This window comes from Candidatus Planktophila dulcis (genome assembly GCF_002288225.1).
In the GTDB taxonomy this organism is placed as follows: domain Bacteria; phylum Actinomycetota; class Actinomycetes; order Nanopelagicales; family Nanopelagicaceae; genus Planktophila; species Planktophila dulcis.
Genome location: NZ_CP016777.1, coordinates 1,036,451 through 1,060,089 on the forward strand (window position 1 = coordinate 1,036,451; position 23,639 = coordinate 1,060,089).

Annotated in this window: 23 protein-coding genes; 2 read left to right on the forward strand and 21 right to left on the reverse strand. The window is 49.1% G+C overall.

Annotated features, from left to right (window positions below; translation table 11 throughout):
- Positions 1–16: 16 nt before the first annotated feature.
- The 6 genes from purH to pcrA form a co-directional block, all read right to left on the reverse strand.
- Positions 17–1,564, reverse strand: coding sequence for a bifunctional phosphoribosylaminoimidazolecarboxamide formyltransferase/IMP cyclohydrolase (gene purH / locus A1sIIA65_RS05290; protein ID WP_095676517.1), 1,548 nt, complete (start codon positions 1,562–1,564; stop codon positions 17–19).
- Complete coding sequence (gene purN / locus A1sIIA65_RS05295) at positions 1,557–2,117, reverse strand: phosphoribosylglycinamide formyltransferase (RefSeq protein ID WP_095676518.1); 561 nt, start codon at positions 2,115–2,117, stop codon at positions 1,557–1,559. The genes purH and purN overlap by 8 nt, the downstream gene beginning before the upstream one ends.
- The gene (locus tag A1sIIA65_RS05300; RefSeq protein ID WP_095676519.1) at positions 2,114–3,187 is read right to left on the reverse strand and encodes a cell division protein PerM; all 1,074 of its coding nucleotides are present in this window, start codon (positions 3,185–3,187) and stop codon (positions 2,114–2,116) included. The genes purN and A1sIIA65_RS05300 overlap by 4 nt, the downstream gene beginning before the upstream one ends.
- A gap of 7 nt (positions 3,188–3,194) precedes the next feature.
- A complete protein-coding gene (gene sucD, locus A1sIIA65_RS05305) occupies positions 3,195–4,076 on the reverse strand; it encodes a succinate--CoA ligase subunit alpha (protein ID WP_095676520.1) in 882 nt (293 codons plus the stop codon).
- Entirely contained in the window at positions 4,076–5,242 is a 1,167-nt protein-coding gene (sucC, locus tag A1sIIA65_RS05310; RefSeq protein ID WP_095676521.1) for an ADP-forming succinate--CoA ligase subunit beta, read from the reverse strand. Before sucC ends, sucD begins: the two co-directional genes overlap by 1 nt.
- 61 nt (positions 5,243–5,303) lie before the next feature.
- Entirely contained in the window at positions 5,304–7,547 is a 2,244-nt protein-coding gene (gene pcrA / locus A1sIIA65_RS05315; protein WP_095676522.1) for a DNA helicase PcrA, read from the reverse strand.
- A 28-nt stretch (positions 7,548–7,575) separates the two neighbouring features.
- On the opposite strand from pcrA, the gene A1sIIA65_RS05320 reads away from it, so the two are divergent.
- The gene (locus A1sIIA65_RS05320; protein ID WP_095676523.1) at positions 7,576–8,301 is read left to right on the forward strand and encodes a PIG-L deacetylase family protein; all 726 of its coding nucleotides are present in this window, start codon (positions 7,576–7,578) and stop codon (positions 8,299–8,301) included.
- Between the two features lies 1 nt (position 8,302).
- Here A1sIIA65_RS05320 and A1sIIA65_RS05325 read toward each other — a convergent pair whose 3' ends face one another.
- The 5 genes from A1sIIA65_RS05325 to A1sIIA65_RS05345 are packed head-to-tail and all read right to left on the reverse strand — an operon-like array spanning position 8,303 to position 13,707.
- Entirely contained in the window at positions 8,303–8,983 is a 681-nt protein-coding gene (locus A1sIIA65_RS05325; protein ID WP_095676867.1) for a peptidylprolyl isomerase, read from the reverse strand.
- 11 nt (positions 8,984–8,994) lie between these two features.
- Positions 8,995–10,545, reverse strand: coding sequence for a glutamine-hydrolyzing GMP synthase (guaA, locus tag A1sIIA65_RS05330; RefSeq protein ID WP_095676524.1), 1,551 nt, complete (start codon positions 10,543–10,545; stop codon positions 8,995–8,997).
- On the reverse strand, positions 10,535–11,647 hold the full coding sequence (locus A1sIIA65_RS05335) for a GuaB3 family IMP dehydrogenase-related protein (RefSeq protein ID WP_095676525.1): 1,113 nt from the start codon (positions 11,645–11,647) through the stop codon (positions 10,535–10,537). The genes guaA and A1sIIA65_RS05335 overlap by 11 nt, the downstream gene beginning before the upstream one ends.
- Positions 11,648–11,649: 2 nt before the next feature.
- Positions 11,650–12,762, reverse strand: coding sequence for an IMP dehydrogenase (gene guaB / locus A1sIIA65_RS05340; protein WP_095676526.1), 1,113 nt, complete (start codon positions 12,760–12,762; stop codon positions 11,650–11,652).
- 45 nt (positions 12,763–12,807) lie between these two features.
- Entirely contained in the window at positions 12,808–13,707 is a 900-nt protein-coding gene (locus tag A1sIIA65_RS05345; RefSeq protein WP_095676527.1) for a MerR family transcriptional regulator, read from the reverse strand.
- A gap of 143 nt (positions 13,708–13,850) precedes the next feature.
- Between A1sIIA65_RS05345 and A1sIIA65_RS05350 the strand changes: the two genes are divergently transcribed.
- Positions 13,851–14,153 carry a WhiB family transcriptional regulator gene (locus A1sIIA65_RS05350; protein ID WP_095676528.1) on the forward strand — a complete coding sequence of 101 codons (303 nt, stop codon included), beginning with the start codon at positions 13,851–13,853 and terminating at the stop codon, positions 14,151–14,153.
- Between the two features lie 62 nt (positions 14,154–14,215).
- Here A1sIIA65_RS05350 and groL read toward each other — a convergent pair whose 3' ends face one another.
- The 10 genes from groL to A1sIIA65_RS05400 all read right to left on the reverse strand — a co-directional run bounded on the left by groL (position 14,216) and on the right by A1sIIA65_RS05400 (position 23,630).
- Positions 14,216–15,850, reverse strand: a complete 1,635-nt coding sequence (gene groL / locus A1sIIA65_RS05355; protein WP_095676529.1) for a chaperonin GroEL — start codon at positions 15,848–15,850, stop codon at positions 14,216–14,218.
- Positions 15,851–15,853: 3 nt separating this feature from the next.
- Entirely contained in the window at positions 15,854–16,147 is a 294-nt protein-coding gene (gene groES / locus A1sIIA65_RS05360) for a co-chaperone GroES (RefSeq protein WP_095676530.1), read from the reverse strand.
- A gap of 121 nt (positions 16,148–16,268) precedes the next feature.
- Positions 16,269–17,297 carry a tRNA (adenosine(37)-N6)-threonylcarbamoyltransferase complex transferase subunit TsaD gene (tsaD, locus tag A1sIIA65_RS05365; protein ID WP_095676531.1) on the reverse strand — a complete coding sequence of 343 codons (1,029 nt, stop codon included), beginning with the start codon at positions 17,295–17,297 and terminating at the stop codon, positions 16,269–16,271.
- On the reverse strand, positions 17,297–17,749 hold the full coding sequence (gene rimI, locus A1sIIA65_RS05370; protein WP_095676532.1) for a ribosomal protein S18-alanine N-acetyltransferase: 453 nt from the start codon (positions 17,747–17,749) through the stop codon (positions 17,297–17,299). The genes tsaD and rimI overlap by 1 nt, the downstream gene beginning before the upstream one ends.
- Entirely contained in the window at positions 17,746–18,279 is a 534-nt protein-coding gene (gene tsaB, locus A1sIIA65_RS05375; protein WP_095676868.1) for a tRNA (adenosine(37)-N6)-threonylcarbamoyltransferase complex dimerization subunit type 1 TsaB, read from the reverse strand. The genes rimI and tsaB overlap by 4 nt, the downstream gene beginning before the upstream one ends.
- Complete coding sequence (gene tsaE / locus A1sIIA65_RS05380; protein ID WP_190277106.1) at positions 18,276–18,731, reverse strand: tRNA (adenosine(37)-N6)-threonylcarbamoyltransferase complex ATPase subunit type 1 TsaE; 456 nt, start codon at positions 18,729–18,731, stop codon at positions 18,276–18,278. The genes tsaB and tsaE overlap by 4 nt, the downstream gene beginning before the upstream one ends.
- A 54-nt stretch (positions 18,732–18,785) precedes the next feature.
- The gene (locus A1sIIA65_RS05385) at positions 18,786–20,423 is read right to left on the reverse strand and encodes a serine aminopeptidase domain-containing protein (RefSeq protein ID WP_095676534.1); all 1,638 of its coding nucleotides are present in this window, start codon (positions 20,421–20,423) and stop codon (positions 18,786–18,788) included.
- Positions 20,423–21,721, reverse strand: coding sequence for an ABC transporter substrate-binding protein (locus A1sIIA65_RS05390; protein WP_095676535.1), 1,299 nt, complete (start codon positions 21,719–21,721; stop codon positions 20,423–20,425). The genes A1sIIA65_RS05385 and A1sIIA65_RS05390 overlap by 1 nt, the downstream gene beginning before the upstream one ends.
- Before the next feature lie 48 nt (positions 21,722–21,769).
- Entirely contained in the window at positions 21,770–22,747 is a 978-nt protein-coding gene (locus A1sIIA65_RS05395) for a branched-chain amino acid ABC transporter permease (protein WP_095676536.1), read from the reverse strand.
- Positions 22,740–23,630 carry a branched-chain amino acid ABC transporter permease gene (locus A1sIIA65_RS05400; RefSeq protein ID WP_223298035.1) on the reverse strand — a complete coding sequence of 297 codons (891 nt, stop codon included), beginning with the start codon at positions 23,628–23,630 and terminating at the stop codon, positions 22,740–22,742. The genes A1sIIA65_RS05395 and A1sIIA65_RS05400 overlap by 8 nt, the downstream gene beginning before the upstream one ends.
- Positions 23,631–23,639: the final 9 nt, after the last annotated feature.

Sequence of the window (23,639 nt, forward strand, 5' to 3'; positions counted from 1 at the left end):
AATCCTATTGGCTGCTCTATGCGTGTGAGAAATGTCGAGTGCCGGTAAAGAACATTGCCACGCCTGCCTTGGTGGCTGCAGCGATTACTTCTTCATCGCGCACACTTCCCCCTGGCTGAACAATTGCCGTAACCCCTGCTGTGGTGAGGATTTCTAGACCATCAGCAAATGGGAAGAATGCATCCGATGCTGCCACACTTCCTGCGACGCGATCTCCTGCGCGATCTACTGCAAGCTTTGCAGAATCAACGCGATTGACCTGACCCATACCAATTCCTACTGCTGCACCTTCTTTAGCAAGCAAGATTGCATTGCTCTTCACAGCGCGCACTGAGCGCCAGGCAAATACAAGATCCTTCATTACATCTGCTGAAACAGGTGAGCCTGTTACCTGATTCCAATTCTTTGCATCATCGCCTTCAGCGCTAATCAAATCTGTCTGCTGCACAAGCACTCCCCCAGATACTGGGCGAAGTTCAAGTGGAGATATCTGTGTTGTAGGGCATGTGAGAATTCGAATAGATGGCTTCTTCATTAATATTTCACGGGCTGCTGGTTCATACTCCGGGGCAATAATTACTTCAGTAAAAATCTGTGAAAGTGGCTGCGCCATTGCAACGGTAACTTTTCTATTCGCCGCAACTACGCCACCGAAGGCCGACACTGGATCACATGCATGTGCCTTTGCATAGGCATCTGCAATATCTGAACCCACTGCAACTCCACAAGGGTTTGCATGCTTGATGATGGCAACACAGGGTTCGGAGTGATCAAGGGCTGCTCGCCATGCAGCATCTGCATCGGTGTAATTATTAAATGACATCTCTTTGCCATGTGATTGAACTGCGTTCACAATTCCGGCAGGGCCGCCTCGATATATCGCAGCCTTCTGATGCGGGTTCTCGCCATAGCGCAATGAATTCTCGCGCTTCCAAATAAGTCCCAGCCAATCGAGATCTTCCACCTCATGGCTCATCGTTGATCCAAGCCAGCTTGCGATAGTCAGGTCATATTCAGCTGTTGTGCGAAAGACATCAAGTGCCAAACGTTTACGTTCTTCATCAGTAAATCCACCAGCTTTAATGGATGTAATGACATGGTCGTATTGAGATTCATTACAAACAACAGCTACAGAACCGTGGTTCTTTGCAGCTCCCCGCAGCATGGAAGGGCCACCGATATCAATCTGCTCTATGCACTCAGCAAAATCAGCACCTGATGCAATCGTTGATGCGAAGGGGTAAAGATTGATGACAACCAAATCAAAGGGAGCGATATCTAGATCTGCAATCGCTTTGAGATGTTCTGGATTATTCTGATCAGCCAAGATTCCTGAGTGGATCTTTGGATGCAACGTCTTCACACGACCGCCCATGATTTCTGGGAAACCTGTGTAGTTACTGACTTCAGTAACGGCAATGCCAGCACCAGCTAGAGTCTTTGCTGTAGATCCTGTTGAGAGAATTTCAACACCAGCATCTGATAGACACTTACCGAGTTCAAGAAGTCGCTCTTTGTCATAGACGCTGACAAGTGCGCGTCGTATTGGTTTGCGATTAGCCATTGGTCTTCTCCAGAGTTGGTAAGAGTTCTGCAATGGTCGCAACTATGAGACCCCGTTCCACAATCTTAATGCGCTCGTGCAGTGACTCCTGCGTATCGCCAGCAAGGATCTCCACGCGCTCCTGAGCAATCACCTGGCCTGTATCAACGCCTGCATCGACCCAATGAATCGTTGTTCCAGTCTGCGTGGCCCCAGCAGCCAGAGCATCGCGAACAGCATGGGCTCCTGGAAATAGTGGCAAGAGAGCAGGATGGCTATTGATGATCTTAAATTTGCTGGTGATGCGCTCGGAGAGAATGCGCATAAACCCTGCACTCACAACGAGGTCTGGTTTGAGAGCTGCAATAAGAGTTTCAAGCTCGCGATCCCACTCTGTGCGATCTGGCAACATGGGAATCGTAAAAGTTTCAATATGTGCTGTGTGTGCGCGTTCTATAACAGCTGCATCTTTCTGATCTGAGATCACCGCAACGATATCTGCATCAAGCTGTGCGTCAAAGATTGCTTGAGCAAGGGTTCCACTTCCTGATGCGAGGATGACAATCCGTTTCATCGCAGATTTCTATTCATAATCAACATCGTTGCAGCAGCTCCCAGTCCCACTTCAACTGCTATTGAGAGTGCAAATTTCCATATAGAAACTCCCATCGCACCCATCTCAGCTGTCATCAGCGAACCACTTGCTAGATATCCAATAAGAATGGCTCCCACAACTGTGAAGGTATAACTCTGAATTAGCGCTTGTATTCCATAGACAAGTGACCATCGAGCAAGGAGAACTCCTAGTCCAATAAATAGAAGAATTCCAAAGAGTGCATATGGTTGCTTACCTGTTGGGAGAATGCCAAGAAGTGGCAGCGCCGGTATTTGTCCCAATTGATACCACAATGGTGAAACGAGAGTTCCTGCACCCACAGCCAATCCAGTTCCTGCAAAGTATGAAGCTAGCGCAACTGCGGCATTTGGAAGATAGAGAACGTTGAGGAAGAGAAGTAATAAGCCACCAAAGAAACCAGGCTGCAGTGTTGTCGTGATGTCTTTTACTTGAGAAAAGTTAATGAAGATCAATATGGTAACCATGGTCAGAGATGCGCCAAGGATCAAAGCCCATATGCGCGCAGCAATACGAACTGGGCGTGAGAGCGCAACCCGGACGCCTGCAGTGAGAGTGGCAACGAGTGCTATCAAGAATGCAATCAGAGGAGCTAAATACCACTGCGGTGTGATTGCATCAGACTTACTTAAGAATGAAAGAGCTGTAACAAGGAGTGCATACAACGCCGCGAAAATGATGCGCACGCCGTTGATATCGTGGAAATCTCCTTGCAGGCGATCTGCTGCACGATTAAATGCAGAGCGAATTGCAATGAATGGAAGAACCACTCCTCCAATCGGCAGATAGGTCAGATACCCAGCTATTCCTGTTGGTGGAAGTTCTAATTGAAAAGGTATGTGGTGCGCACCAAGCCAAATCCAGACAGCGCCTCTTATGGGATCTGTCGTACTGCCACTTGCACTACCTGCGGTAGCCCAAGCGATGAGTGCGAGAAATGAAAATGGGAGGAGAAGAAAAGCGGCGCTACGTATTACATGAGACAACGAGACCGAGAGGACGCGTTGCATAGGAGAACTAGCGACCTAGAACATCGCGCATCAATTGCGCGGTTTCACTTGGTGTTTGTCCAACCTTGACCCCAGCTGCTTCTAGCGCATCTTTCTTAGCCTGCGCTGTGCCTGAAGAGCCAGAGACGATTGCACCTGCATGGCCCATCGTCTTTCCTTCAGGTGCTGTAAATCCTGCAACATAACCAACAACAGGCTTTGTTACATATTCAGAGATGAATGCTGCTGCACGCTCTTCCGCATCTCCGCCAATTTCACCGATCATCACAATCGCTGTTGTCTCAGGATCATCTTGGAATGCACGAAGGCAATCAATATGAGTTGTTCCAATAACAGGGTCTCCACCGATGCCAACAGCTGTTGAGAACCCAATATCACGTAGTTCATACATCATCTGATAGGTCAATGTTCCTGACTTTGAAACAAGTCCAATTGGTCCACGCTTTGTAATATCTGCAGGAATGATGCCGACATTAGATTGATCAGGGCTAATTAGTCCTGGGCAGTTTGGCCCAATGATCTGTGTTGTTCCCTTTTGTAGTGAGTATGCATAGAAGTATGCAGAGTCATGCACAGGAATTCCTTCAGTAATGACAACTACCAGCGGCATCGTTGCATCAATTGCATCAATGACCGCGGCCTTTGCAAACTTAGGCGGAACGAAGACGACAGAGACATTGGCACCTGTTGCAGCCATCGCTTCAGCAACTGTGTTGAAGACAGGAAGTGATGTTCCATCGATATCGACTACTTGACCACCCTTGCCCGGTGTTACTCCACCGACGACTTTGGTGCCTGATGCCAACATACGACGTGTGTGCTTAGTTCCTTCAGAGCCCGTCATGCCTTGAACGATGACATTGCTTGATGAGTTAATAAAAATTGACATTACTTTGCCGCCAATTCTGCAGCACGTGATGCTGCTCCATCCATGGTTTCAGCTTGCTCAACCAATGGGTGGTTTGCAGCGTTAAGAATTGCACGTCCCTCAAGAACATTGTTTCCATCAAGGCGCACAACAATCGGCTTTGTCGCCTTTGGTCCAAGTAGTTCTAGCGCTTGAACAATTCCATTTGCCACAGCATCGCATGCTGTAATTCCACCGAATACGTTCACAAATACGCTCTTCACATCAGGATCGCCAAGAATGATCGAAAGCCCATCTGCCATCACCTGCGCAGATGCACCGCCTCCAATATCAAGGAAGTTAGCAGGGCGCATTCCACCGAATTTTTCGCCAGCGTAGGCAACAACATCGAGAGTCGACATCACAAGTCCTGCACCGTTTCCGATGATTCCAACTTGACCGTTATCGAGCTTGACGTAGTTCAGGCCCTTCTCTTTTGCAGCAGCTTCAAGAGCATTTGCAGTGTCATGGTCAACGAGTGCTTCATGATCTGGCTGACGGAAATCTGCATTCTCATCGAGAGTGACCTTGCCATCGAGTGCAACAACGCGACCATCTTCAGTCTTCACAAGTGGGTTTACTTCAACAAGGGTTGCATCCTCTGATTGGAATGTCTCCCATAGCTTTACCAATACATCGGCAACTTGAGCTGCGACATCTGCGGGAAACTTAGCTTGGGCAACAATTTCTTTCGCCTTTGCAAGTGAGATTCCATCGACCGCACTGACAGGAACCTTTGCAAGTTTTTCAGGAGCAGTGTGTGCTACCTCTTCAATTTCCATACCACCGGCAACAGATGCCATCACAAGGAATGTGCGATTAGAGCGATCAAGAAGAATGGAGACATAATACTCATCAACGATAGGTGCTGCCTGGGCAATCATCACTTTGTGAACTGTGTGGCCCTTAATGTCCATTCCAAGAATGGCACTTGCCTTTTCAAAAGTATCTGCCGGATCTACTGCAAGCTTTACGCCACCAGCTTTTCCACGACCGCCCACTTTAACCTGTGCCTTCACGACAACCTTAGTTCCCATCTTCGCAGCAGCATCACGTGCTTGCTCTGGGGTTGTTGCAACAGCGCCTTGTAATACAGGAACGTTGTGCTTTTCAAAAAGATCGCGTGCTTGGTATTCGTAGAGATCCACGTAGGCTCCTCGTAGGTTCGAGATAAGGGATGCGTTGAGAGCCCAATCCTAAGTGGTTATTTTAAAGAGTTGTGACAGGGGCATAGCGCAGCAATAAGCGCTTATCGCCATATTGGCCGAAGTTGATGGTCGCCTCTGATTTATCGCCTTCTCCAGCAAGTGCCACCACAGTCCCTAATCCGAATGTGTCATGTGACACACGCTGTCCCACTTCAAGAACCATCGCGGTTGATTTCTTGCCCGTAGCTCGTGGAGGTGGACCAGATGGAAGACGAGATTTCTTCACAGCAGAAGATGTTGTAAATGTGCTGCGACCTTCATTCTTCCATTCGATCAATTCAGATGGGATCTCATCAAGGAATCGAGAACCTGGATTGTATTTCGGTGTTCCAAAAGTTAAACGATATTCAGCGCGTGAAATATAGAGACGCTTTTCTGCGCGCGTTAATCCAACATATGCAAGGCGACGTTCTTCTTCAATCTCTTTGGGATCATCGAGTGTGCGTGCATGAGGAAAGATTCCATCTTCCATACCTGTGAGAAAGACTGTGGGAAATTCAAGACCTTTCGCAGTGTGCAGAGTCATCAGTGTGACAACTCCCCCGTGATCTTCTCCATCAGGAATCTCATCAGCATCGGCAACAAGGGATACCTTCTCCAAAAACCCAGAGAGTGAAATCTCTTCATCTTCACCAAGTTCTTCAAAGGGGCGCTCTTCATACTCCATCGATGCAGAGACAAGTTCCTTCAAGTTCTCAACGCGCACTTCATCTTGTGGGTCTTTACTTGCTTCAAGCTCTGTCAGTAACCCTGACTGTTCAAGGACTGCTTCGATAATCACAGATGGCTTAGTCTTTGCCTCCACCAGTGTCTGCAGCGCAATCAGCATCGAAGTAAAGGAGGCGATGGATTGCGCTGCCTTATTGGGAACAGATGTTGCCTCTGATACTCGCAGTAGTGCGTTCCAGAAAGAGATTCCTTGAGCTTCGGCGAAGATTTCAACTTCCTCTAGCGCGCGATCTCCAATACCTCGCTTAGGTAAGTTGATGATGCGACGTATGGAAACTTCATCATCGGGATTAGCTAGAACGCGAAGGTAGGCAAGTAAATCCTTCACCTCTTTACGTTCATAGAATCGAAGGCCTCCCACAACTTTATAAGGAATGGCAGCGCGCATAAAGATTTCTTCAAAGATACGAGATTGAGCGTTGGTGCGATAGAAGACCGCTGTATCTCCTGGATTGGAGTGGCCCATATCCTGTAAGGAACGAATTTCACTCTTAATGAACTCTGCTTCGTCATATTCAGATTCAGCAACATAACCAACAAGTGGTGCACCAGATCCTGCATCAGACCAAAGGTTCTTCTCTTTCCGTGATTCATTCTTGGTAATCACAGCATTTGCAGCGTTGAGAATATTCTGTGTTGAACGGTAATTTTGTTCAAGCAAAACTGTTGCAGCATTGGGGTAATCAACCTCAAATTGCAAGATATTGCGGATGGTTGCACCACGGAATCCATAGATAGATTGATCAGCATCTCCCACAACGCAGAGCTCTGCAAGTGGGAAGCCATCTCCTTCAACACCGGTGAGTTCCTTTACCAATTGATATTGCGCATGGTTGGTGTCCTGATACTCATCGACAAGGATGTGGCGAAAGCGGGAGCGAAAGCGCGCTTTAGCTTCAGGAAACTTCTGCAGAACCTGCACAGTCTTCATAATCAAGTCATCAAAGTCCATCGCATTTGCCTGCTGCAAGCGCTTTTCATACATCGTATAAACATCGGCGACGATGGTCTCGAATTGATTGGTGGCATGGCTTAAATACTCATACGGAGTTTGAAGTTCATTCTTTGCATTAGAAATCAGGTTCTGGAATTGACGGGCTGGATATCTCTTGGAATCAATATTGAGAGTCTCCATCACACGTGAGATCAGCTTCTGTGAATCTGCTGAGTCATAGATGCTAAATGTGCTGCTATATCCAAGACGTTCAACCTCTTGGCGCAGCATGCGCACACAGGATGAGTGAAATGTTGAGACCCACATTGATTTAGCAACCGGTCCCACAAGTTCGCTCACACGCTCTTTCATCTCACCAGCTGCCTTATTGGTGAAGGTAATTGCCAAGATTTCATAGGGGCGAACTTCGCGACGAGCCATGATGTATGCGATGCGACGAGTAAGAACTCGAGTCTTTCCAGATCCAGCACCTGCGACTACTAAGAGTGGAGAACCAGCGTGGGCAACGGCCTTTTGTTGCTGGGGATTGAGTCCATCCAGCAATGGGTCGGTCGTGGTCATGGCGGGGAGTCTATTAGGCTTGGCTGTCATGGAGCCTTTAGCAGATTCAGAGATCAAGCGCGTTTTAGTTATCAACGCCCACCCCGATGATTCCGACTTTGGCGCATCAGGAACTATCGCGCAGTGGGTTCAAAAAGGCATTGAAGTCTCCTACGTTCTCTGCACCAATGGCGACCAAGGTGGCGAAGAGTCAGGTTTTACCAAGGAAGAGATGCCTGCTGTGCGCCAACGCGAACAACGCGCTGCATGTAAAGCACTTGGAATTAGCGATGTCACATTCCTTAACTATGTCGATGGCCATCTTGAGCCAACGATTGCGCTGCGTAAAGATATTGTTCGTCAGATTCGTCGCGTGCAACCAGATCGCATCGTCTGCCAATCACCTGAACGCAATTGGGAGCGCATCGGTGCAAGCCATCCCGATCACTTAGCTGCAGGGGAAGCAACTATTCAAGCTGTCTATCCCGATGCGCGTAATCCTTTTGCATTCACAGATCTGCTTGAACAAGAGAATTTGCAACCATGGAGAACGAAAGAGGTATGGATGCAAGGCCATGCCCACCCAGATCACTTCGTCGATATCACAGACACATTCCATTTCAAGATTGCTGCCCTTAAAGAGCATGCATCACAGACTGGCCATATGGAAAATCTCGAAGAGATGCTTCGTGAATGGGGTCAGCGCAATGCAGGTATGGGGCAACTTCCTGAAGGGCGTATTGCTGAAGCCTTTAAGATTGTTAACACCAACTAAATTACTTAGCTGAAGCCTTAACTATTTCAACCATCTGGATGGGAAATCCATCTGCTGCATACATCGCCTGAGTTCCACTCATTTGATACGCACCCACTGCGCCAATTTTCTGCACAAGATCTAAGCCTTTGGTGATCTTGCCCCAGATTGTGTAGTCAGGTCCAAGCGTGGTGTCTTGATAGACAAGAAAGAACTGTGATCCGTTGGTGTTGGGGCCAGAGTTAGCCATAGCCACTGTCCCTGCTGGGTAATTGATGCCGGCAGCCTTTGGAAGGTTTTCATTGGCATAACCTTTCCATCCTGTTGGAGAACCACTTCCACTTGCTGTGGGATCGCCACATTGCAGAACAAAAATTCCTTCCGTTGTTAAACGATGGCAGAGAGACTTGTTGTAGTAACCAGCATTTGCAAGGGATGCAATCGATGTCACTGTGATTGGCGCCTTTGCACCAAGGAGTGAAATCACAATAGGGCCGCAGTTAGTTGTAATCGTTAAAGTCTTTGCAGGGCTCTTTGCAGCAACAGTTGGCTGCTTTACCTTGGCCGGAGCATGTCCCTTAGCGGTGCTCTTTGCGCATCCTGGAACTGAGATGGCACGCTCGGCTGCATGAGCAGGAGCTGTTACCGACGTTGCTGCAAGAAGTATGAGTGCAATGGCTGCGACCTTCGCGTTCTTAAACATTTCTGTGGTTCCTATTCCCATTCAATCGTGCCTGGTGGCTTACTTGTCACATCAAGGACCACGCGGTTGACCTCGCGGACCTCATTGGTAATTCGTGTTGAAATCTGCTCAAGAACTTCGTATGGCACACGTGACCAATCTGCAGTCATCGCATCCTCACTTGAAACTGGGCGCAAAACTATCGGATGACCGTAAGTGCGTCCATCGCCCTGAACTCCAACGCTTCGCACATCAGCCAAAAGCACAACCGGGCATTGCCAGATATCTCGATCAAGGCCTGCAGCCTTTAATTCATTGCGCGCAATCAGATCGGCATGACGCAAAATTTCTAAGCGCTCAGCTGTTACCTCACCGATAATGCGAATGCCAAGGCCAGGACCTGGAAATGGTTGGCGCCAGACAATCTCTTCAGGCAAGCCAAGTTCAATTCCAACCTGGCGCACTTCATCTTTAAAGAGAGTGCGCAGTGGTTCTACAAGTTTGAATTTAAGGTCATCAGGAAGCCCACCAACATTGTGGTGAGATTTGATGTTGGCAGTACCTGTTCCGCCCCCTGATTCAACAACATCTGGATAGAGCGTGCCCTGCACAAGGAATTCAACATCTCCGCCCGCTGCAATATCGCGAGCTGCTGCTTCAAAGGAGCGAATGAATTCACGGCCGATAATTTTGCGCTTTTCTTCAGGGTCTGTAACTCCAGCAAGTGCGTTCAGGAACTGATCTACGGCATCTACGACGACGAGTTCGACTCCAGTGGAGGCAACAAAGTCACGCTGCACTTGCTCTGATTCACCACTGCGCAGTAGACCGTGATCTACGAAGACACAGGTCAGTTGCTTGCCCACAGCGCGCTGCACGATTGCAGCTGCAACTGCTGAATCAACGCCTCCAGAGAGACCACAGATAACGCGCTTATTACCAATAACTTCCCTAGCCTTTGCAACTTCATCTTCTGCGATGTTATGCGTTGTCCACGTTGGCTTACATCCTGCAATATTGATAAGCCAATTCTTCAAGATTGCTTGGCCATGCTCTGAGTGAAGAACTTCTGGGTGAAATTGCACTCCTGCAAGCTTTCCGGATGCATCTTCAAATGCTGCAATAGGTGTGTCAGACGTTGATGCTGTCACGCTGAAACCAGATGGAACCTCAGAGACTGCATCACCATGTGACATCCACACAGATTGCGCTGCAGGAAGACCTGCAAACATCTTGGAACCAGCTTTTACTGCAAGGGGTGTGCGACCAAACTCTGATTTACCAGTCTGTGCCACAACGCCAGCAAGGGCTGCAGCCATTGTTTGAAATCCATAGCAAATTCCAAAGACTGGAATACCGAGCGTGAAGATTGCAGGATCGACTTTTGGTGCGTGATCTGCATAGACCGATGAAGGCCCACCTGACAAGATAATTGCTTCGGGATTCTTTGCACTTACTTCATCTGCAGTAATGGAAGATGGAACAATTTCAGAGTAAACATTGGCTTCGCGAACACGACGAGCAATGAGCTGTGCATACTGTGCGCCGAAGTCGACGACAAGAACGCCGTGCTTATCGGCCATGCTGCATAATGATTTCTACGCGCTGGAATGACTTCACATCTGAGTATCCGCAGGTGGCCATTGCACGACGTAGTGCACCGAACAAATTCATTGAGCCATCAGAGGTATGAGATGGGCCGTTGAGAACTTCTTCAAGAGTGCCAACAGTTCCGACATTCACGCGCTGACCGCGTGGAACATCTTGGTGATAGGCCTCAGATCCCCAGTGCCAACCAAGTCCTGGAGATTCAACTGCCTTAGCAAGTGCTGAACCCATCATGACCGCATCTGCCCCGCATGCAATTGCCTTTGCGATATCGCCAGATTTACCAACAGAACCATCTGCAATAACGTGAACATATCGTCCGCCTGATTCATCAAGGTATTCACGGCGCGCTGCTTCAACATCGGCAACCGCTGTCGCCATCGGAACCTGAATTCCAAGAACAGTCTGTGTTGTGTGAGCTGCTCCCCCACCAAAGCCAACGAGAACACCAGCAGCTCCTGCACGCATCAAGTGAAGGGCGCCTGTTGTCGTTGCAACGCCACCAACAATGACAGGAACATCGAGCTCATAGATAAACTTCTTTAAGTTAAGAGATTCACTCTCTGCAGCAACATGCTCAGCTGAGACAGTAGTTCCGCGAATAACGAAGATATCAACGCCTGCATCGATCACAGCTTTGTGTAGCTGTGCGGTGCGCTGTGGTGAAAGCGATGCTGCAACGGTAACGCCCGAGTCGCGGATCTGCTTGATGCGCTCCTTAATCAATTCAGGTCGGATTGGTGCTGCATAAATCTCTTGCATACGTCGCGTTGCATGCTTATCTGGCATTGATGCGATTTCACCCAGTGGAATACGTGGATCGTCATAACGAGTCCACAAGCCCTCAAGGTTGAGAACTCCAAGGCCTCCAAGCTTTCCGATAGCGATCGCTGTCTCAGGTGAGACAACTGAATCCATTGGAGCTGCAATCAGTGGAAGATCAAACTTATAGGCATCGATCTGCCATGAGGTGCTGACCTCTTCAGGAGTGCGAGTACGACGGCTTGGAACGATGGCGATATCGTCGAATGAATAAGCCTGGCGGGCGCGTTTTCCGGGAGCGATTTCGTAATCCATAGTTATTTCTTCTTGCTGTAGTTAGGGGCATCGGCCACATCGAGAACATCATGTGGGTGGCTCTCTTGTAAGCCAGCTGCAGTTATTTGAATCAAGCGACCTTCACGGCGCAGAGTTTCGATATCAGGAGCGCCTGCATATCCCATGCCGCTACGAAGTCCGCCCACAAGTTGGTGAACAACATCGGCAACAGGTCCGCGATAGGCAACCTTTCCTTCAATTCCTTCAGGAACAAGTTTATCTTCTGAGAGAACATCATCTTGCATGTAGCGATCCTTAGAGTATGACTTCTTCTCTCCACGAGATTGCATCGCACCGAGTGAGCCCATTCCGCGATATGCCTTAAACATACGGCCATCAATTTCAACGAGTTCGCCAGGAGATTCTTCACACCCTGCAAGAAGTGAACCGAGCATCACTGAATGTGCGCCGGCAACAATTGCTTTGACGATATCCCCTGAATATTGAAGTCCACCATCTGCAATCAGTGGAATGCCAGCTTTATTACAAGCCTTCGCAGCTTCCATGATGGCGGTGACTTGTGGAACACCGACACCTGCTACAACACGCGTTGTGCAGATAGATCCTGGACCAACACCAACCTTTACTGCATCCGCTCCTGCATTAATCAGGGCCTGTGCACCTGCACGTGTTGCAACATTTCCACCAATGATTTCGATGGTGGAGGAAAACTTCTTAATGCGCTCTATCGCATCGAGTACTGCTCGGTGATGGCCATGCGCTGTATCCACAACGATGACATCAACTCCTGCCTCAATCAGCTTCTGTGCACGGGCAAAACCATCATCGCCCACACCAACTGCTGCCCCTGCAAGGCCAACGTTTTTTACTAACTTCACATGGGTGACTTGTTCATCGACAGGAAGGTTGCGGTGAATAATCCCGATGCCACCAGCCTTTGCCATAGCAATCGCCATCGTGGATTCTGTAACGGTATCCATGGCGGAGGAAATAACAGGAACTGCCAGAGTGATATTGCGTGTGAGGCGAGTTGAGGTATCAACCTCAGATGGCACTACATCAGATGCATCTGGAAGAAGAAGGACATCGTCATATGTCAGGCCAAGGAGCGCGACCTTCTCAGAATCGATCACGGCGGCTCCCTTGAATAGCAACGAGAGCGCAGTCTACCTGCTCAATTACGCGCCTAACGCCTGCGCAATTTCCTCACAGGCATGCTCAAGGCCCTCGGCCCGCACAACTTGATCACATGAAATTGCATCCCAACCAGGCCCACCCACCACGATGCGAGGAGCTGGGCGGATTGCAGGAATTTCATTCCAATATTTGCTTTCGGCATTCTTTGGTAATTGTGCCCATAAGAAAATTGCAGGGGGTGCACATCGCGTCACCATCGCAGATAGGGCCTCAAGCGGTGTGCGAGCACCAAGAACCGATGTCTGGATATTGCGTTCGCAGAGCGCTGCAGCCAGGGCATAGATGGGCAGCGAATGAAGCTCTTCGCCCACTGCGGCCAGTAATACAGGGCGAGGATTGATGGGCTTCTTTAATTCAACTACTCGATTATGCATTGTGCGTTTGAGAATTTCAGAGAAGAGATGCTCAACCTCAATACCCTTCTGATTGTTCTCCCACTCTTCGCCAATCAAAAAGAGAACCGGCGCAATCACATCAGACCATGCGCCTTCAACCCCGTATGTATCAATTTCATGGGCCAACGTTGTTTCTACAAATGTATGATCAAAACTTTGTAAGGCTTTATAGAGAGCTGCGACAACTTCTTCGCGGACTTCAAAATCATTCACGATCTTCTTCAGTGGCACCGCTGTCTTGCAAGCCTTCGCTTGCTCGGCTGCATCTGCAGGAGTAACCCCAGCAACGATAAGGCGGCGCATCATGGTCAGCTTTGCTAAATCATTGGGGCAGTAACGGCGATGCTCGCCCTCTTCATGATCGGATGGTCCAAGGCCGTAGCGGCGGGCCCACGTGCGCAGCGTGGCTGGTGCTACACCGATGCGACGGGCAACTGCTGCCACCGTCAGTTTCTCTTCAGCGTCTACTGAAGCGCTCTTTGCCATGCCCCTATCGTGGCGTGAAGTGGCCTAACTCACCACTCCAAAATCGGACATTTCGCACATTGAACAACGCGTGACCCGATAGGTACTTGAACAACCTACGAAACGGTTGTATGGTGCAGATATCTAGAACAAAGGAGAACCACATGGCTGAACTATCACGTCTACCGCAACCTATTGCTGAGCAATGGGAGTGGCAGTATGAAGGTGCATGCCGTTCACTCGATTCAGAGATGTTCTTCCATCCAGATGGCGAACGTGGTCCACGTCGACGCAATCGTGAGAATGCTGCAAAGGCTGTCTGCGCTTCATGCCCAGTTATTCAAGCCTGTCGCACACACGCCCTTGCAGTCCAAGAGCCATATGGAATCTGGGGAGGCATGTCAGAAGATGATCGCGCCACTATCCTGATTCAGCGCGGTATTCCTTTGATTTCACACGCTTCATAATTTTTGAGTTAAAAAAGAAATCCCCCGCACATAATGTGCGGGGGATTTCTTTCTTTAATTACTTAGTGACCGTGTCCACCTGGACCATGTGAATGACCATGACCGCTCGATGCTGGCTCTTCATTTGCCGGGCGCTCATAGACAACAGCTTCTGTTGTAATAAACATTGCAGCAATAGATGCAGCATTTGCAAGTGCTGAACGAGTGACCTTCACTGGGTCGATAACGCCATCTTTTGCAAGATCGCCATAGACATCAGTTGCAGCGTTGAAGCCTTCATTTGGCTTCATTGCGCGGACCTTTGCAACTACTACGTAGCCTTCAAGTCCAGCGTTTTCTGCAATCCAGCGAAGTGGTTCATCGCATGCCTTGCGAACAAGTGCAACACCGACAGCCTTATCGCCTGTGAAGCCGAGGTTGTCATTGAGAGCATCAGCTGCATGCACAAGGGCAGCGCCTCCGCCGATAACGATTCCTTCTTCAACAGCTGCGCGAGTTGCAGAGATAGCATCTTCAAGACGGTGCTTCTTCTCCTTCAACTCAACTTCTGTATGTGCTCCGACCTTGATAACGCAGACTCCACCAGAGAGCTTTGCAACTCTCTCCTGAAGCTTTTCGCGATCCCAGTCAGAATCAGATTGTGAAATCTCTGCACGAAGTTCTCCAACGCGACCTGCTACAGCTGCCTTATCGCCAGCTCCATCGACAATGGTGGTTGTCTCCTTGGTGACCACGATGCGACGAGCGCGTCCGAGATCTTCCAGAGTTGCAGCCTCTAACTTCATACCAACTTCTTCAGAGATGACAGTTGCACCAGTCAAGATCGCCATATCTTGCAAGATTGACTTGCGACGATCTCCAAATGCTGGAGCCTTTACTGCAGCTGATGTGAATACTCCGCGCATGCGGTTTACAACGAGAGTTGAAAGCGCTTCGCCTTCAACATCTTCAGCAACGATAAGAAGTGGCTTTCCTGCCTGTGAAACCTTCTCAAGAAGAGGAAGGAGTTCAGCAAGAGCTGAGACCTTGTTGGAGACGAGAAGGATGTAAGCATCTTCAAGGACTGCTTCCATGCGATCTTGGTCTGTGACGAAGTATGGAGAGATGTAGCCCTTATCGAACTGCATACCTTCAGTGAACTCGAGCTCCAGTGCTGTAGTCGATGCTTCCTCCACAGTAATGACGCCATCTTTGCCGACCTTATCCATCGCTTCTGCGATGAGGTCTCCAATTGCGCGGTCCTGTGCTGAAATCGTTGCAACATCTGCGATCTGCGCCTTGTCTTTAACGACAGTTGCATTCTCGCGAAGACGAGCTGAGATTGCCTCAACAGCTGCTTCGATTCCCTGCTTAAGATCCATTGGCTGTGCTCCGGCAGCAAGGTTACGAAGACCTTCCTTGACCATTGCCTGAGCAAGCACTGTTGCAGTCGTTGTTCCGTCTCCTGCGACATCGTTGGTCTTTGTAGCAACTTCCTTCACGAGCTGTGCGCCCATGTTCTCAACAGGATCTGAGAGTTCGATTTCCTTAGCAATTGTCACACCATCGTTAGTGATGGTGGGTGCGCCAAATGACTTAGCGATGACAACGTTACGACCCTTAGGTCCTAGCGTTACCTTGACGGTGTCAGCGAGCTGATTAACACCGCGTTCCATTGCGCGACGAGCATGCTCGTCGAATTCCAACATTTTGCCCATGGACTACTTCTCGATTATCGCGAGAATGTCGCGAGCAGAGAGAACGAGGTAATCCTCGTTGTTGTATTTAACTTCTGTTCCGCCGTACTTGCTGTAGAGAACGACATCGCCGACCTTTACATCCATCGGTACGCGAGCGCCATCATCGAAGCGGCCTGGGCCTACTGCAACAACTGTGCCTTCTTGTGGCTTCTCTTTCGCTGTATCTGGGATGACAAGACCTGATGCAGTTGTTGTCTCAGCTTCATTTGCCTTAACAACGATGCGATCTTCGAGCGGCTTAATGGCTACTGCCATGGTGGTACTCCTTTTAGATTCGATATATCCACTTTGTTCGGGGCTCACCTGCTTTAGCAGTGTCGACCCTAGAGTGCTAACGCCAAGCCTATGGGGGCTTATTCCAGCGGGCAAATCGGGCCTACAGGCTGACCTGCTCCACCTTCAGGCTGGAATCAGCGTCAAAGGCGCCCTTGGTGGCGGGCCTACCAGCGCTGACCATCAGGCTGCCCAGGGATGCCACCATCGCCCCGTTATCGGTGCAGAGAGCCGGAGATGGAATACGAAGTGCAATACCAGCCTTCTCACAGCGCTCTGTGGCAACGGCTCGAAGACGAGAGTTGGCGGCAACACCGCCTGCGATCACCAACGAATCAATGCCCGTTGATTTACAGGCAGCCAGTGCTTTGAGCATCAAGACATCAACTATGGCTTCTTGGAAAGATGCTGCAACGTCGGCGCGAATGAAGGATGGAGTTCCTTCAAGATAACGAGCAACCGCAGTCTTTAGCCCTGAGAATGAAAAATCATAGGGGCGCGTTGCCCAGTCATTTGATGTTGTCAGGCCCCGTGGAAAATCGATGGCGCTCGCAGATCCGCTCACTGCTTCTCGATCTATCGCAGGACCACCAGGAAAACCTAAATCCAGAATACGTGCAATTTTATCGAATGCCTCACCTGCAGCATCATCCATCGTTGCGCCAAGTTTGGTTATTGAACCTGTGATGTCATCAACTTGAAGAAGGGATGAGTGGCCACCGCTGACAAGGAGTGCGATAGTGGGATCAGTTGGTTGATCATGAGTTAAGTAATCAACGGATACGTGAGCTGCTAAATGGTTAACGCCATAGAGCGGACGACCAAGTCCTTGCGCCAATCCACTTGCTGATGCAACACCGACAAGGAGTGCGCCGACGAGTCCTGGGCCAGCAGTGACCGCAATCGCATCAATATCTGACAGTGAAATCTTCGCATCTGTGAGTGCGCGCTGGATACTTGGCAACATCGCCTCCAAATGAGCACGCGATGCAATCTCAGGAACTACTCCCCCAAAACGTGCATGTTCATCAACGCTGGATGCAATGACATTGGCAAGAAGTGTGCGACCACGAACAATGCCGATTGCGGTTTCATCGCATGAAGTTTCAATACCAAGGACTACTGGTTGCATTAGGCAAAGTCCTTGCGCATCACAAAGGCATCTTTACCGGGGCCGTAGTAATCCATGCGTACTGAGATCTTCACATAGCCAAGGCCCTTATAGAGCTCGATAGCTGATTCATTACTCTGTTCTACTTCCAGCATCATCGCGCTGGCGCCACGCTCCATCGACCACTGCTCAATCTGGCGCATAAACTCTTTAGCAATACCTTGTCTGCGATATTCAGGTAGCACTGCCACAGTGAGAATGTCTGCTTCTACCCCTGGGGCTGGCACAAATACACCGCAATAACCCACGATGGTGTTATCGCTTTCAGCAACAGACATGAAGCGCGTTGTGGGAATACCAGCAAACTCTTCCTTGAACTGAGCTGTGTTCCAAGGAGAGTAAGGAAATAACTGCTTCTCATAGGATGCAAGAACAGGAATATCGAGAGCAATCGGTTGGCGATAGGTAATCATGTGCGCTCCGCAGTTGGAACAGCATCTGGTCTGCGCAAATACATCGGCTCTGTGACATTCTGTGAAGTGGCAAGGGCAACCAACTTCTTCATATCTGGATAGTGATCGATGATAAATCCATCAACCTCCGCAGGCTTACTTACCAAAGGGCCTTCAACGCGCACACCATCTTTATAGCGAGCCCAGTAAATCTCTTTACGGCGTGCGTCAATTGCCACGGTGTATTCGCTCTCTTCGATTGCAATTGCATCCAGTGAACACACTCCAATCACAGGGATGGTGCGAGCAAGTCCAAAGGTGTGAGCAAAGGAGATTCCAACGCGAAGTCCAGTAAATGGTCCAGGTCCCATTCCAACAACAACCTGCTTGGGTGGATGTGAAACCTTGAGGGCTTCTGCCACCAACTCCGAAAGAGCACGACCATGATCTGTGGCGCCTTCATGGAACTTTTCAAAGAGAACGCTATCTCCGTCAATGATTCCAACGATGGTGCGCGAAGTTGATGTATCAATAGCGAGCGTCAGAGTCATAGCTTTAACACCTGCCATCGTGTTCCCACAGGAGTAATTGTGACTTCACGAATTTCTTCAGTGCGATCAATAACTATCTCAAGGCGCTCTTCACTTAATCGCGCAGATTCTGCCCCACCCCATTCGATAACGGTGACAGCTCCTTCTCGAGGTGAATCAAGATCAAGATCATCTAAGTACAGGGCAGCTTTGCCACCTTCTAGTAACCGATAGGCATCGACATGAATTAAGGGAAGTGGCGCCTTATGAATACGAGAGATAACAAAGGTGGGAGATGTGACATCACCGATTCCGAGGGCATCGCCAATTCCTTGCACCAGAACAGTTTTGCCAGCACCGAGTGGGCCATTGAGAAGGATGAGATCACCAGCTACGCACTGCGCACCTATGCGTTTACCGAGTGCATGCATATCGGCAGCTGTCGTTATCTTCACTGGTTGAGGATAGTTCAATAAAAAGAAGAAGGGCCCCGGTCTCCCAGGGCCCTTCTCTACTTAACTTATATGTTACGCGAGTGACTTGAATGTCGGAACGCGGAACTTCTTGTCATAAGACAAGCCGACCTTCTTAGCAGCGGTAACGATTGGTCCCTGGATAGGGAACTTACCTGCATTGACTGCTCCTGCAACCATCTTCGCAGCAGCAAGGTACTGAGCAGATGTGAAGAGGCAGTGACCTGTACCGGCACCGACTGTGGCACCAAGATCAGGTGAACCAGCAGCAGTGAACTTGGAGTACTTAGGAGCAGTCTTTGCCCAAAGCATGACCAACTTATTCACTGGTGCTTGGTAGTTACGTGAGCTCTTTGCAGCAGCAATTGCAGCATCTTTAGCTGCAGCAAATTGTGCGTCGTAGCCATCGATATACCACTGTGCAATTGATGCAGGTGTGTACTCATCTGATTCAGCAGCCATGATCACTGTTGGCTTTGCAATCGTTCCCTTAAGACCAATGAGTCCAGGAATCTTTGCAACAGCTGCAGCATCTGCTGTTTCACGCGGAGTTGCAGCTAGTGCGCCAAGCATGGCGTCAACTGCAGAGTTTCCACTGAATGCGAATGAGTAGATATCGCGATCTGATGCAACACGTGCTGCGTAATCAGTCTTTGAGTTATCAAATACCTTTCCACCAGTGAGCAATTCACCATCTGCGATAAGCAAGCTTCCAGCAACTCCGACAGTTCCCATGTTTTCAAGAATTGCCACAGCTGGAGCAACAGCTAATGGATAAGTCTCAGCAGCACCTGCTGGACCTGAAGTTCCATCAACGTGCTTGCTTCGAGTTGGAATTCCAGCCATCGATCCGACTAAGAGAAGTGCAGATCGTGATGGGATTCCAGCTGCCTGAAGTGCCTTACCTGCAGGGCTTGCTGTATCTGGCCATGCGCCAGATGAAAGTCCGCCAGAGAGCTTTCCAAGAACGGTAAGAACCTTACCGATATTAGCTAACTGCTCTGTTTGGCGAGTTACTGGGTCAGTTGAATATCCACCAACCTTGATGCTTGGATCAAAGAAAGCCTTAAATCCATAGAGTGCATCACCGAAGTAGTTAATCATTGCATCACTTGGGTTAGCAGCAGGACAAGCTAAGACAACACCATCTACAAGATCAGGGTTTGTCTCAGCAAGCTTCTGTGAGTGCATTGATCCAAGTGAATCTCCCCACGCAACAACCTTCTTTGTCGTTGGGAACTTCTTCTTAAATGCGGCAATTAACTCAACGTTTGCAGCAAGTGCTTCCTTAACGTTCAAGCTCTGTCGAGAGAAACCAGAACCTGCAACGCCGTAGCCAGCTGCAACAAGTGCGTTGACTACAGAGAGATCACCTGAAGATGAACGAGGACCAGGCTCAGCCGCATTGGTAATTGTGTATGGGCCAACTGGTGCAAGAGTTGCTGGGATGTTGATTGCTGGGCGAATTCCGTGGGACCAGATAAATACTGTTCCGTTGAAGTTCGCTGCTGCGATCATGAGGTAAGGAGCGCCATCAGCACCCGCACCTGCGCACTGAGTTACATAACTTGCAGTTGCGCACTGTGGGTCAGCTGCCTGAGCAACTGATGGGATTCCGATTACTGCTGTAGCAACAAGTGCTGCAGATGCAACAGTTGTTATTACACGTGATTTTTTAAATGAGATTTTCATTAGTTTGGTAATCCCTTCGCAGGCATTGCTGGACGCTTGTATGTTGATTCAACAACTGGACCATTGCCTGAGTCTGTGGTGTACACGGTGTACTTGCCACCATCTGGCTTAAGTGCTCCAGTTTGGTCATATGTTCCAATCCAGTATCCAGTTGCACCTACGTGTGATGTTGCTGAATAACCAAGTGGAGTGAGGAATGGGTTAGCAAAAGATGCACCCTTTGACTCAATTGCCTTAATCAATCCGGCACGTGTGAGGCTTGATCCAGCTGCTTGCAGAGCCTGCACTGCTACGAATGCATTAGACATACCTGCGACAACGTTATTGTCGAAAGTCTGTGTTGGCTGAGCTGTTGCATAGATTGACTGGAACAACTTGATGTATTCATCAGTTGCATCTGTTGGAGCGGGAGCGAAAGAGAAGCCCTTTGCACCGAAGAGAAGTGGGACATATGCCTTGTTAGTAGCTGCGATTGTTGTTGCATCGCCACCAACTGAGCCGAGTACCCACTGAGTCTTGAACTGCGCTGCATATGCGTTAGCAAGTGCTGCAGTTGAAGCTGATGAGACACCGAAGAGAACTGTTACTTCAGCGCCAGATGCCTTGAGCTTTGAGATCCAGCCAGCACCTGTTGCAGGTAGTGACTGTGATCCTGATGCGTAAGGAATATATGTTCCGAATGTGATGCCTGCCTGCTTAAAGCCTGCGAGCGCATCGCGACCGAAGTCATCATCCTGATAGATAAGTGCAAGCTTCTTATCTGCATACTTATCTTTCAGGAACTTACCCATGATTTTTGCTTCCATTTGATAGGAAGGAAGGATTGAGAATGTTGTTGGGTATGCCTTCTTATCTGCGAATCCGCTAAATCCTGTGTTGACGAAGAGTGATGGGATGCCGCGCTTTGCTAGCTGTGTTGATGCTGAAATCGCTTTTGTGCTCGCGGTTCCAAGAGTTCCAACAAGAGCAAAGACTTTATCCTTCAAGATGAGCTCGTTCGCCTTGGCGACAGCAGTTGTTGGAATGTATTGGTCATCTTTGACTACCAAAGTAATCTTGCGACCATTTACTCCACCATTTGCATTGACGTAATCGAAGTACGCCTTCATTGCGCCTGGAATCTTGTTATAACCAGGTGATGCGATACCAGTCAGTGGGACAGTGATGCCCAACTTGATTGTTGTCGAAGTTAAACCTGGATCAGATGCTGCTTGTGCTGGTAACGAGCTAGCCGTCATTGCTGCAACTGCTAGCACCGCAGAAGTTAGAGCTAACTTCCGACGATTTGTTCGGATCATGTCATTCCTTCCATCGAGGGCCTCTAGGTATTTCCCTAAAGGGATGTTCTAACGCTTTGCTCGCTTTTCATGGCGCGCACGCATTTGTTCGACAGGGCCATTTGGGACAAAGAGCACTGTCAAAATCAGTAACGTACTAACCAAGAGACCGGGCAAGTTATTGGCAACGCTCTCTGAGCTTTCGAAACGATGAACCACCGTATCGACGATCTCAGGTATTGCTACCAGTGTCACTGCCCCAATCATTACGCCTCCGAGGGTAGTAACGCCAGATAGCACTGCGCCTGTCGCCAGAGAAAATGAGAGGGCAAGAGGGAAGGCACCGGGTGATACGGTGCTGATGGTCATGGCTAAAAGGGCTCCTGCAAGGCCTGCAAGGCCTGCGCTGACGGTAAATGCCAGCACTTTATTGCGCCCCACGTTTATACCTGCAAGTTCGGCTGCAACATCATTTCCTCGCACAGCCTTCCAGCTCCTACCGTAACGAGAGTTCATAACATTTCGTAACCAATAAATGGCGATGAGGGCTGCCAGGGATGCAATCCAGAAGAACCACTTGTATTGGGTGAACTCTTCTCCAAGAAATGATGGTGGTGTTCCAATATCAAAGAGTAACCCTTGCTCTCCACCAAGAATAGTAAATTGATTTGCAATCGATGGAAGACCAATAGCAAGTGCAAGAGTTGTGCCAGCTAAGTAAGGACCACTTAATCGAGCCGCTGCTAATCCAAGGAGATAGCCACCGAGTGCTGCAGCAAGCACGGCAATGCAGAATGTTAACCAGACTGGTGCTCCCCATTCATTGCGCGAAAGTGCTGCTGCATATCCGCCAATTGCAAGTAGGGCGCCATGACCCAAAGAAACTTGACCGGAATAACCGGTGAGAAGAATTATTGAAGCAATTGCAATGACATAGATTGCAACAGTTGCGCCTTGGAAAACACGTAACTCATCAACTCTATTACTCAAAAGAAAGAGAATTACTCCAAAGATAATGAAGGTGAAGAGTGGATGTTTCTTAAGCACGGCGACCTGCCTTTGATCCGATAAATCCTTGAGGGCGCACTAAGAGCACAAGCAAGAGAAGAGCAAAGGCGACTATAAAGACAAGAGTTCCACTGATATAGATCTGAACTACCGCTAAGACCAATCCGAGGACCACAGCGCCTAGAACTGCACCAGGTAGCGATTCAAGTCCACCAATAACTGCTGCAATAAATCCAAAGGTGAGTAGAAGACTAAATTCAAGAGAATCAGGTGAGATAGCACCTGTTCCATTCACAGTTTGCAGAAGTCCTGCTGCAGCTCCCGCTGCTCCCGCAATCGCCCAGCCGATGGTGCGAATTGCTCCCACTCTGATTCCAGCAAGCTGTGCAATCTCCGGTGAATATGCCGATGCTCGAAGTGAAAGACCCAAATTAGTCTTCTGAAAGATAAACCCAAGGATGATCACCATTCCGACAACTGTGAGCAGAACCAGTAAATTCATTGGCGAGAGCGCAATGGTCTCTTCGCCCACTTTAAATCCAACTTTTGAAAGTGGTGGTTGAATCTGAATATCTTGATTACCCCAAATAAATCCTATGGTTGCTCGAATAACTCCAAGTAACCCCAGAGTGGCGATAATCGGAACTATGCCGGCAACAGGTCCGGAAGTACTGTGTTTAATCAGAGTGCGGATCAAGAGAATTTCAACCAGTGCACTAAAGAGAGCACCAAGGATCATCGCTAATGGGAGAGCAATCCAAAAGTTTCCAGTTTTTTGCACTAACTCAAAACCGATATAGGTGGAGAGCAGAGCCATTCCAGCTTGAGCAAAGTTGATCACGCGCGTTGAGCGCCATACCAAAACCATGGCAATCGCCATCAGCGCATAGATGGATCCTGCACCGATTCCGATTAAGAGCATATTAAAAAA